General features: G+C 70.7%; 11 protein-coding genes. 9 read left to right on the top strand and 2 right to left on the bottom strand.

The genetic code is table 11. The features are described 5' to 3' along the window. Positions 1 to 101 precede the first annotated feature (101 nt). From ACIODU_RS22940 to ACIODU_RS22915, 6 genes are all read left to right on the top strand, one after another. Positions 102 to 539 (top strand): DUF3052 domain-containing protein, encoded by a 438-nt coding sequence (locus ACIODU_RS22940; RefSeq protein ID WP_161310881.1) that lies wholly within the window; start codon positions 102 to 104, stop codon positions 537 to 539. 119 nt (positions 540 to 658) lie between these two features. Continuing rightward, positions 659 to 1,147 carry a peroxiredoxin gene (locus ACIODU_RS22935; protein WP_401769691.1) on the top strand — a complete coding sequence of 163 codons (489 nt, stop codon included), beginning with the start codon at positions 659 to 661 and terminating at the stop codon, positions 1,145 to 1,147. A gap of 166 nt (positions 1,148 to 1,313) precedes the next feature. After that, the gene (locus ACIODU_RS22930; RefSeq protein WP_161310879.1) at positions 1,314 to 1,889 is read left to right on the top strand and encodes a TerD family protein; all 576 of its coding nucleotides are present in this window, start codon (positions 1,314 to 1,316) and stop codon (positions 1,887 to 1,889) included. 181 nt (positions 1,890 to 2,070) lie between these two features. Next, positions 2,071 to 2,646: a TerD family protein gene (locus tag ACIODU_RS22925; RefSeq protein ID WP_161310873.1), complete on the top strand. Its 576-nt coding sequence runs from the start codon at positions 2,071 to 2,073 to the stop codon at positions 2,644 to 2,646. A 50-nt stretch (positions 2,647 to 2,696) separates the two neighbouring features. Continuing rightward, positions 2,697 to 3,845, top strand: a complete 1,149-nt coding sequence (locus ACIODU_RS22920) for a DUF475 domain-containing protein (RefSeq protein WP_356422574.1) — start codon at positions 2,697 to 2,699, stop codon at positions 3,843 to 3,845. A 205-nt stretch (positions 3,846 to 4,050) separates the two neighbouring features. Continuing rightward, on the top strand, positions 4,051 to 4,791 hold the full coding sequence (locus ACIODU_RS22915) for a Tellurium resistance (protein ID WP_356422577.1): 741 nt from the start codon (positions 4,051 to 4,053) through the stop codon (positions 4,789 to 4,791). A gap of 53 nt (positions 4,792 to 4,844) precedes the next feature. Here ACIODU_RS22915 and ACIODU_RS22910 read toward each other — a convergent pair whose 3' ends face one another. Continuing rightward, on the bottom strand, positions 4,845 to 5,726 hold the full coding sequence (locus ACIODU_RS22910; protein WP_401769690.1) for a TerD family protein: 882 nt from the start codon (positions 5,724 to 5,726) through the stop codon (positions 4,845 to 4,847). Positions 5,727 to 5,903: 177 nt separating this feature from the next. Between ACIODU_RS22910 and ACIODU_RS22905 the strand changes: the two genes are divergently transcribed. The 3 genes from ACIODU_RS22905 to ACIODU_RS22895 all read left to right on the top strand — a co-directional run bounded on the left by ACIODU_RS22905 (position 5,904) and on the right by ACIODU_RS22895 (position 10,656). Further along, a complete protein-coding gene (locus ACIODU_RS22905) occupies positions 5,904 to 7,067 on the top strand; it encodes an HpcH/HpaI aldolase/citrate lyase family protein (protein ID WP_401769689.1) in 1,164 nt (387 codons plus the stop codon). Between the two features lie 92 nt (positions 7,068 to 7,159). Next, positions 7,160 to 9,775 carry a phosphoribosyltransferase gene (locus ACIODU_RS22900; RefSeq protein WP_401769688.1) on the top strand — a complete coding sequence of 872 codons (2,616 nt, stop codon included), beginning with the start codon at positions 7,160 to 7,162 and terminating at the stop codon, positions 9,773 to 9,775. Beyond that, entirely contained in the window at positions 9,772 to 10,656 is an 885-nt protein-coding gene (locus tag ACIODU_RS22895) for an HAD family hydrolase (RefSeq protein ID WP_401769687.1), read from the top strand. Before ACIODU_RS22900 ends, ACIODU_RS22895 begins: the two co-directional genes overlap by 4 nt. An 84-nt stretch (positions 10,657 to 10,740) precedes the next feature. Here ACIODU_RS22895 and ACIODU_RS22890 read toward each other — a convergent pair whose 3' ends face one another. Further along, positions 10,741 to 10,962, bottom strand: a complete 222-nt coding sequence (locus tag ACIODU_RS22890; RefSeq protein ID WP_356422591.1) for a zinc ribbon domain-containing protein — start codon at positions 10,960 to 10,962, stop codon at positions 10,741 to 10,743. Between the last annotated feature and the right edge of the window lie 15 nt (positions 10,963 to 10,977).

The following is a 10,977-nucleotide window of genomic DNA, read 5'->3' as shown; positions in this document are numbered from 1 at the left end:
CGGGTACTTGCGCGATCCGTCCCGCCCGTGTGGACTACGGCCAATGCCCCGCGTACGCGCGCGGCTGACGCATTTCCCAAAACATGATCAGGAGGCAATCCGTGAGCGCGACCGCGGACCACGCGGAGGAACGGACCAACCTTGCCGCAAGGCTGGGGTTCGAACCCGGACAGGTGGTCCAGGAGATCGGCTACGACGACGACGTCGAGCAGGAGCTCCGCGAGTCCATCGAGGCACTCATCGGCCAGGACCTCGTCGACGAGGACTACGACGATGTGGCGGATGCCGTCCTGCTCTGGTTCCGTGACGAGGACGGCGACCTTACGGACGCGCTGGTGGACGCCATCGGTCTGATCGAGGACGGCGGTGCGGTCTGGCTGATGACGCCGAAGACCGGCCGTGATGGCTATGTCGAGCCGAGCGACATCAACGAGGCCGGCCAGACCGCGGGCCTGTCCCAGACCCGGAGCGTGAGCGCCGGCAAGGACTGGACAGGCAGCAGGCTCGTCACGCCCAAGGCGGCGAAGTCCAAGCGCTGACACTCCGAGCGCCGCATCCGAGCGCGCAAGCCGCAGCAGTCAGCAGCCTTCGAGGCAGCCCTGAGGGCCCCCGCCGACCCCGGTCGGCGGGGGCCCCGTGCGTCCGTAGGCTGTACGCCATGGCCATCGAGGTGGGCGACACCGCCCCGGATTTCGAGCTGCGGGACAACCACGGGCGGACGGTACGGCTCTCCGACCTGTGCGGGCACGGGCGCGAGGCCGGCGCTGACGCCGACGCCGTGAACGTGGTGCTGGTCTTCTACCCCTTCGCCTTCACCGGCGTCTGCACGGACGAGATGCGGGCCCTGCGCGACGGCCTGCCCGCGCTCACCGCCGACGACACCGTCCTGCTCGCCGTCTCCAACGACTCCATCCACACCCTGCGCGTCTTCGCCGACCAGGAGGGGCTGGAGTTCCCGCTGCTGTCGGACTTCTGGCCGCACGGCGAGGTCTCGCGGGCGTACGGCGTCTTCGACGAGGAAAAGGGGTGCGCCGTGCGCGGGACGTTCATCATGGACAAGGAGGGCGTGGTGCGCTGGAAGATCGTCAACGGTCTGCCGGACGCCAGGGACCTCGCGCAGTACGTCCAGGCACTCGACGCCCTCTGAATCCGTCCGGTGAATCGGTCAGGACCCCGGGAAATCGCACAGCCGCCGGGAACCGGTCACTAGGATCCAGTCGTTGATCCGATGCCAACGCTCCAGGGGGCGCGCGGCCCGCGGCGTGAGTCGCCGACCATGGTTGCCCGGCCCCGAGAACACATAGGGAGGACTCGTGGGAGTCAGCCTCAGCAAGGGCGGAAACGTCTCGCTGACCAAGGCCGCGCCCAACCTGACCGCGGTCACCGTGGGTCTGGGCTGGGACGTCCGTACGACCACCGGCGGTGACTTCGACCTCGACGCCAGCGCCCTGCTGACGAACGCCGAGGGCAAGGTCGCCACCGACGGCAATTTCGTCTTCTTCAACAACCTCAAGAGCCCGGACGGCTCCGTCGAGCACACCGGTGACAACCTCACCGGCGAGGGCGAGGGCGACGACGAGGCGATCAAGGTCAACCTGGCCGCCGTCCCCGCCGACGTCGACAAGATCGTCTTCCCCGTCTCGATCTACGAGGCCGAGAGCCGCCAGCAGTCCTTCGGCCAGGTCCGCAACGCGTTCATCCGCGTCGTGAACCAGGCCGACAACAGCGAGCTGGCGCGCTACGACCTGAGCGAGGACGCCTCGACGGAGACCGCGATGGTCTTCGGCGAGCTGTACCGCAACGGCGCGGAGTGGAAGTTCCGCGCCATCGGCCAGGGCTACGCCTCAGGCCTGCGCGGCATCGCCCAGGACTTCGGCGTCAACGTCTGAGCAGTCCGGCCCTTCGAACAGTCCGGGCCACCCGCTCCACCCGTGTCCGGCGCCGCACCCTCCCGTGCGGCGCCGGACACGTCTGGCCCGAACGGCATGAACAGGGTGGGAACGGGCATGACGTCAGGCGCGTCATGGCAGGCAGTACCGCATCACACCACCTCGGGGAGGACTCACCATCATGGGCGTCACGCTCGCCAAGGGAGGCAATGTCTCCCTCTCCAAGGCCGCACCCGACCTCACCCAGGTGCTGGTCGGTCTCGGCTGGGACGCGCGCTCCACCACCGGAGCGCCCTTCGACCTGGACGCCAGCGCACTTCTCTGCCAGTCGGGGCGGGTGCTGGGCGACGAATGGTTCATCTTCTACAACAACCTGACGAGCCCGGACGGCTCCGTCGAGCACACCGGCGACAACCTGACCGGGGAGGGGGACGGCGACGACGAATCGCTGCTGGTCGATCTCTCCAAGGTGCCGGCCCACTGCGACAAGATCGTTTTCCCGGTGTCGATCCACGACGCCGACAATCGCGGCCAGACCTTCGGTCAGGTCAGCAATGCCTTCATCCGCGTGGCCAACCAGGCGGACGGGCAGGAACTCGCCCGGTACGACCTGAGCGAGGACGCCTCCACCGAAACCGCGATGATCTTCGGGGAGCTCTACCGGTACGGCGGGGAATGGAAGTTCCGCGCGGTAGGACAGGGGTACGCGTCCGGTCTGCGGGGCATCGCTCTAGACTTCGGGGTCAACGTTTCGTAAAGCAGAGCTCTGCGCGGGGGAAAACCTCGTTAAACCAGATGGGGTAGCCAGTGATCCTGAAAACCTTTGGCTGGTCGTTCGCCATCACGGCGGTCGGCCTGGCCTTCGCGGCCTGGCAGTGGGGGTGGGAGGCGTTCGGGATCGTACTGATCCTGTCGATCCTCGAAATCTCCCTGTCGTTCGACAACGCGGTCGTCAATGCCGGGATCCTGAAGAAGATGAATGCCTTCTGGCAGAAGATCTTCCTCACCGTGGGCATCCTCATCGCGGTGTTCGGCATGCGGCTGGTGTTCCCCGTCGTCATCGTCGCCATCAGCGCCAAGGTCGGTCCCATCGACGCCGTCCAGCTCGCGCTCGACGACCCCGACCGGTACAAGGACCTCGTCACCGACGCACACCCGGGCATCGCCGCCTTCGGTGGCATGTTCCTGTTGATGATCTTCCTCGACTTCATCTTCGAGGACCGGGACGTCAAGTGGCTCGCCTGGCTGGAGCGCCCGCTGGCCAAGCTCGGCAAGGTCGACATGCTGTCCGTCTGCGTCGCGCTGATCGCCCTGCTCGGCACCGCGCTGACCTTCGCCACCCACGCCCACACCAGCACCGGCACGCAGGACAAGGCGGCGACCGTCCTGCTCGCCGGGGTCGCCGGCCTGATCACGTACCTCGTCGTCGGCGGTCTCTCCTCGTTCTTCGAGAACCGCCTGGAGGAGCAGGAGGAGCACGAGCAGGAAGAGGAGGAGAAGGCGCGGGCCGAGGGCAAGGAGATCTCCGCGATCGGCCTGGCCGGCAAGGCCGCGTTCTTCCTCTTCCTCTACCTCGAGGTCCTCGACGCCTCCTTCTCGTTCGACGGGGTCATCGGCGCCTTCGCCATCACCAACCAGATCTTCTGGATGGCGCTCGGCCTCGGCATCGGCGCGATGTACGTCCGGTCGCTCACCGTCTACCTGGTCCGCCAGGGCACCCTGGACGACTACGTCTACCTGGAGCACGGCGCGCACTACGCGATCGGTGCGCTCTCCGTGATCCTGCTGGTCACCATCCAGCACTCGATCAACGAAGTGATCACCGGACTTGTCGGGATTGTTCTGATCGCCGCCTCCTTCTGGTCCTCCGTGCGCCGTAACAGGGCGCTGGAGGCAGCGGGCGGTGACGAGGACCGCAAGGATCCGGACGGGGACAAAACCGCGGTGAGTGTCTGATTCGTACCTGATCCGCATCTGATCCGTACCTGACCCGCGCGGGACCGTGCTCCGGTGAGCCCGTGGTGAGCCCGGGCCCGCCGGGTGTGACAGGACGGGGTACGAGGGAACGCTCCGGACGGGGCGGCCGGCAGGCGGAAGCCTCCCGGCCGCCCCGTTGTCCGGTGCGGTGCCGGTGAGTCGACGACGACGTTTGGGGTGGGACATGGCGTTCTGGGACAACCTGTGGCAGGGGGGACGCGCTTCGCAGTTCGATTCGGGGAGTTCGCACACCAACTCCATCGAACTGACCAAGCGCCGCCCGTCGGTCTCGCTCTCCAAGCAGGGCGCGGCGGCGGGCAATCTGCGGGTGAACCTCTCCTGGCGGATGCGCACCTCCGACATCGGCGGCCGCTCCAAGCAGAGCGGCCAGCTGCTGCGCCACCCCTTGAAGTTCTTCCAGCCCGAGGTGGTGCAGGCGCACACCCAGGGGTTCGTCAACGTGGACCTCGACCTGGGCTGCATGTACGAGCTGGCCGACGGCAGCAAGGGCGTGGTCCAGCCGCTCGGCGGCTTCTTCGGCGACCTCAACGCGGCGCCGTACATCAAGCTCAGCGGGGACGACCGGTTCGGCGGTTCCTCGGGCGAGACGATCTTCATCAACCTCGATCACCGCGAGGAGATCAAGCGGCTCCTGGTGTTCGTCTACATCTACGACCAGACGCCGGCCTTCGACCGTACGCACGCCACGATCACGCTCTACCCGAGCAACGGCCCCCGCGTCGAGATCGAACTGGACGAGCACGCGCCGCAGGCCCGCTCCTGCGCGGTCTTCTCCCTGGAGACCGTCAAGGGCGAGCTGATCGTGCGGCGCGAGGTGAAGTTCGTCTACGGCTTCCAGGCGGAGCTGGACCGGCTGTACGGCTGGGGGCTGCAATGGGGGCGCGGCTACAAGACGAAAACCTGAGCGTGGCCCCCGTACGGAGACCCCGGCGCGTCCCGGGGCGTGTTCCCCGGCTCCTAGGAGCCGAGGAACTGGGGGCCCATCGGGGGCAGCCGGAAATTCGGGTCGGGGGCCGGGGCGGCCGCCGCGGCGGGCTGCGGATATCCGTACGCCGGCCGCGGCGCCGCCGCCGGCTGCGGGTAGCCGTAGCCGGACGGGTCGCCCGCGGCGGGCTGCGGGTAGCCGTACGCGGGCGGCTGGGACGGCAGCGGCGGCTGCGGTACGTACGCGGCGGGGGCGGGCGGCTGTACGGCCGTCACCGGCCCCGGGCCGGGCCAGGCGGCGGTGGCCTGGTCGTCGGGGGAGGGCGCGGCCGGGTCGGCGGGATCGGCCGTGTCGTCCACGGAGACGCCGAACGCCGTGGCCAGGCCGATCAGACCGCTGAGATAGCCCTGGCCCACCGCCCGGAACTTCCAGCCGTCCCCGCGCCGGTACAGCTCGCCGCAGATCACGGCGGTCTCGTCGCCGGTCTCCGGCTGCACGTCGAACACGGCCAGCGGCTCGCCGTCGGCCACCTGGGCGTCGTACAGCAGGATCCGCAGGTCACGCACCTGCCGGAAGGTGCCCGCGTCCTCCCCCTCGTCGTCGCAGGACGCCGCGAGGACCACCTGGTCCACCGTGCGGTCGAGCGCGCCGAGGTCCGCCTCGACGGAATCGGTCAGCCCCTCGCTGACCTGCTTCTTGGACAGCCTTCTGACCAGCCCGGACGGATGGCGGGGCTGGTTGTAGAAGACGAAGTCGTCGTCCGAACGCACCCGGCCGTCGGTCCCGAGCAGCAGGGCCGAGGCGTCCACGTCGGGGACTCCGGTGCCCGGGGACCAGCGCAGCACGGCCCGTACGGCGGTGGCGTCGAGCGGGACGTTCGAGCCCTTCAGCATCGCGTGCGTCATGCGGGTCATCCTGCCTTCCCCAGGGCAGTAGGGACAACGTGGGGCCGTGCTCCATGTCCAGGACACAGGGGTGAAGCGGACGGGTTACCTGGATTTCACGCGCGCGGGGAACTCTTGACACCTGTCCATACGTACTATTACCGGCCACATGTCCAACCGGCCACACCGGCAGTACGGGGGATTCACATGCGTCATTTCGGGCATATCCCGCCCACTGCCCGCGAGGGCCTCTTCCATCAGGAGCCGTGCGAGTTCACCGCCGACTCCCCGGCCCGCATCATGTCGGCCGCCCTCGGGGCGACGCTCTACAGCCCGGCGACGCGCCCGCGCCTCGCCGACGACGTGATCAAACAGCACCGCTCCGGAGTGGTCTCCATGGTGCTCTGCCTGGAGGATTCCATCGACGACTCGGAGGTCGAGGCCGGCGAGGACAACCTCGTCCGGCAGTTCGCCGATCTTGACACACGCGGGGAAGAACTGCCCCTGCTCTTCATCCGGGTCCGCGAACCGGAGCAGATTCCGGACCTCGTGGCGCGGATCGGACCCGCCGCCGCGCTGCTGTCCGGATTTGTACTCCCCAAGTTCACCGCCGAACGCGGCACCCCGTTCCTGGAAGCGATCACCGACACCGAGGAACGCACCGGCCACCGGCTCTTCGCCATGCCCGTCCTCGAATCCCCCGAGCTGCTCCACCTGGAGACCAGGACCGAGACGCTCACCGGCATCGCGGGCGTCGTCGACAAGTACCGCGAGCGGGTCCTCGCACTGCGCCTGGGCGTCACCGACTTCTGCTCGGCGTACGGCCTCCGGCGCTCGCCCGACATGACCGCGTACGACGTACGGATCGTCGCCGGGATCATCGAGGACGTCGTGAACGTCCTGGGCCGCGCGGACGGTACGGGCTTCACGGTCACCGGGCCGGTCTGGGAGTACTTCAGGACCCAGGAGCGCATGTTCAAGCCCCAGCTGCGCCGCAGCCCCTTCCAGGAGGGGCGCGCCGAGGAGCTGCGTACGGCCCTGATCGAGCACGACCTGGACGGGCTGCTGCGCGAGATCGAGCTGGACCGGGCCAACGGGCTCCAGGGCAAGACCTGCATCCACCCCTCGCACGTCCTGCCCGTGCACGCGCTGTCGGTCGTCAGTCACGAGGAGTTCTCGGACGCGCAGGACATCCTGCGGCCCGAGCGGGGCGGGGGCGGGGTGCTGCGGTCGGCGTACACGAACAAGATGAACGAGGTGAAGCCCCACCGCGCGTGGGCCGAACGCACCCTCCAGCGCGCCGAGGTCTTCGGTGTCGCGCGCGAGGACGTCGGCTTCGTGGAGTTGCTCACGGCCGGCCTCGCGGAGTGAGCGGGCGGTACGAAACGATGGAAGTGCCGACAGGAAAGCCGGCAGAGAGTCCGCCGACAGAGAGTCCGACGGGGAAGGAAGCGGTCGCCGGAATGGTGTGGTCGGGTACATGGGTCGCCGAACGGCTGGGAGTCGAACTCGCGGGCGGCGCCGGGGACGGTCCCGAGGGCGGTGAGACCCTGCGGGATCTGCTCGGTCTGGCCCTGCGGCGCAACCCGAAACGGGCCCATCTCCTGGTCTCGAACGTCCTCGGCAAACACGTGCCGCAGCACCCCGGACTCGTATACGGCACGGGTGTCGCCCTCGGCGAGCGGGTCCGTACGCTCCTCGGCCCCGACGTCGCCCGCGCGCTGGTGCTCGGGTACGCGGAGACCGCGACCGGTCTCGGTCACGCGGTCGCGGACGGGGTGCGGGACGCGCCGTACCTGCACTCCACCCGCCGTCCGGTGCCGGGCGTCGCGCGGGCGGGCGGCTTCGAGGAGTCGCATTCGCACGCGACCTCGCACCTGCTGCTGCCGGAGGACCCCGAGGCGTTCGCCGGGGACGGTCCGCTGGTGCTGGTGGACGACGAGTTCTCGACCGGGAACACCGTCCTGAACACCATCAGGGCCCTGCACGAGCGCTATCCCCGTTCCTGGTACGTGATCGTGGCCCTGGTCGACATGCGCTCGGCCGCCGACCGGGGGCGGCTGGCGGAGTTCGCGGCGGAGATCGGGGCGCGGGTCGACCTGATCGCCCTGGCCTCGGGCACGGTGGTGCTGCCGGAGGGCGTGCTGGAGAAGGGGCAGGCGCTGGTGGCGGAGTACGAGGCGGGGGTGGCGGCGGGGGCCGCCGGTGCGGCTGCGGCTGGTGCCGTCGGGTCCGCCGCCGGTGAGTCTCGCGCCGCGTCCGGTGCCTCCGGTGCCGCCGTGCCGGGCCGCTCGGTGACCCGGGTCGATCTCGGCTGGCCCGAGGGGCTGCCCGACGGCGGCCGGCACGGCTTCACCCCCGCCCACCGCGCCCGGCTGGAGACCGCCCTGCCCGGCATGGCGGCCACCCTCGCCGCCGAGCTGGGCGGCGCCGGGAACGTGCTCGTCCTCGGCTTCGAAGAGCTGATGTACGCGCCGCTGCGGCTGGCCGGGGAGCTGGAGCGGATCCTGCCCGCCCCCGCCGAGGTGCGGTACTCGACGACCACCCGCTCGCCGGTCCTGGCCGTGGACGATCCCGGGTACGCGATACGGACCCGGCTGGTCTTCCCGGCGCACGACACCGCCGCCTTCCCGGCAGGCGAGGGCGACGAGACCGGCGAGACCGGCGGCGGACGCGACGCCGGGCACGGCGACGGACGCGGCGACCGGTACGCGTACAACGTCGCGGGCGGCGGCTTCGACGCCGTCGTCGCGGTGGTCGACTCCCTGGCCGACTCCGCCGAACTGCACGCCCCCGACGGCCTGTTGGCCCGCCTCGCGGCGCACGTCCCGCGGGTGGTGCTGGCCGTGGTCCCCACGTACCTCCCCGCGTCTGCGACTCCGCCCGCGAGCCACCTCCCCCCACCCACGAACCACCCCGAACGGCAGGAACACCCCATGCTGCCCGAGCCCCTGCGCGGCCCCGCCTTCTCCTCGTACGCGGCCGACGAGGTCGGCTGGCTCCTCCAGGACCTGTCCGACGTCGAGTTGGAGGCCCCCACGGAGGAGCGGGAAGAGGCGATACAGAGCGGTGGCGCGCACTACGCCGAATCCCTCCCCGTCGAGTACCAGCCCAGCGAGCAGTACCAGGAACTGTTCAAGGCCGCCCTGGAGACCTCGGCCGCCCGGATCGCCCGCGCCGTCGGCACGGTCACCGAGACCGTCCTCGCCGAGCGCTCGCCGCACCCCGTCCTGGTCTCCCTGGCCCGCGCCGGCACCCCCGTCGGCGTCCTGATGCGCCGCTGGGCCCAGCACCGGCACGGCCTGGACCTGCCGCACTACGCGGTGTCCATCGTGCGCGGCCGGGGCATCGACGCCAACGCCGTCCGCTGGCTCGCCGCCCACCACGACCCGGCCGACGTGGTGTTCGTCGACGGCTGGACCGGCAAGGGCGCCATCACACGCGAACTGGCCGACGCGCTGCGGGCGTTCGAGGGCTTCGACCCGGAGATCGCCGTCCTCGCGGACCCGGGCGGCTGCGTACGGACGTACGGCACCCGGGAGGACTTCCTCATCCCCTCCGCGTGCCTCAACTCGACGGTCTCCGGCCTGATTTCCCGTACGGTCCTCCGCTCCGACCTGGTCGGGCCGGACGACTTCCACGGCGCGAAGTACTACCGCGAACTCGCCGGAGCGGACGTCTCCGGGCTCTTCCTGGACAGCGTCGCGGCCCGCTTCGACGAGGTCGTGCCCGCCGTGGACGCGGAGGTCAAGGAACTGCTCTCGGCGGACCGCGCCCCCACCTGGGAGGGCTGGGCGGCCGTCGAGCGCATCAGCGAGGAGTACGGCATCCACGACGTGAACCTGGTGAAGCCGGGCGTCGGGGAGACGACGCGCGTGCTGCTGCGCCGCGTTCCCTGGAAGATCCTGGCGAGGACCGGCGCGGGGGCGGACCTCCACCACGTCCGGCTCCTGGCCGAGCAGCGCGGGGTACCGGTCGAGGAGGTCGAGGGGCTGCCGTACACCTGTGTCGGCCTGATCCACCCGCGGTTCACGCGGGGCGCGACGGGTGCGGACGGTACGGCGGTGGCGGCGCGATGAACGCCTCGGTGACGTCCTCCGTGGTGAACTCGCCCGGAAACGCGGCCACGTTGGTCGCCAGCGACCTCGACAGGACCCTGATCTACTCGACCGGGGCCCTCCAGCTCACGATGCCCGACGCGCTGGCTCCCCGGCTGCTCTGCGTCGAGGTCTACGGGAGCAAGCCGCTGTCGTACATGACGGAGACGGCGGCCGGGCTGCTGGACCGACTCGCCCGTACCACCGTGTTCGTACCGACCACGACCCGTACCCGCGAGCAGTACGGCCGGGTCCAACTGCCCGGCCCCCCACCGAAGTTCGCCATCTGCGCCAACGGGGGGCATCTGCTGGTCGACGGGGTGTCCGACCCCGACTGGCAGGCGCGGGTCGCGGAGCGGCTGGCGGACGAGTGCGCGTCCCTGGCGGAGGTGCGCGCGCATCTGCTCGCCGTGTCCGATCCCGCCTGGCTCCTCAAGGAGCGGGTCGCGGAAGACCTGTTCGCGTATCTCGTCGTGGACCGGACGCTGTTGCCGGAGGGCTGGGTGAAGGCGCTGGCGGAGTGGGCCGGGCCGCGCGGCTGGTCGGTGTCCCTCCAGGGCCGCAAGATCTACGCCGTACCGCGACCGCTCACGAAGAGCGCCGCGATGCGCGAGGTGGCGCGCCGTACCGGGGCCGGACTGACCCTGGCGGCGGGGGACTCGCTGCTCGACGCGGACCTGCTGCTGGCGGCCGACCACGGCTGGCGGCCGGGCCACGGCGAACTGGCCGACTCCGGCTGGACGGCCCCGCACGTCGAGAACCTTCCGCAGGCGGGGGTGGCGGCGGGCGAGGAGATCCTCCGCCGCCTGCTCGCGGCGGCGGAGGCGGGGCCGCGGCCGGTGCTGGAGCGCCGGGCGGGGTGAGGGGGCCGGGCGGGCCGAGGGGGCGCTGAGCGTGTCCGTGTCCGGAGCGGGCCCGGGGGAGTCCCCGGCTCCGCCCCGGGGGCGTCAGGCGCAGCAGCCGCCACCGCAGCAGCCGCCCCCGCCGCCCGCCGAGGGGGCCGGGGCGTCGCCGCCCTTCGCGGCTCCGCCGACGGCGACCGTGGAGAGCAGCTTCACGGTGTCCTCGTGGCCCGCGGGGCACATCGCGGGGGCGGCGGACTGGGACATCGGCCGGCGGAGTTCGAAGGTGGTCCCACAGGAGCGGCAGCGGTACTCGTAGCGAGGCATGCGCCCAGGGTATCG

The organism is Streptomyces sp. NPDC088261, from assembly GCF_044740805.1.
In the GTDB taxonomy this organism is placed as follows: domain Bacteria; phylum Actinomycetota; class Actinomycetes; order Streptomycetales; family Streptomycetaceae; genus Streptomyces.
The sequence above is the reverse complement of the archived record's forward strand: the minus strand, read 5'-3'. Positions and strand labels throughout refer to the sequence as shown.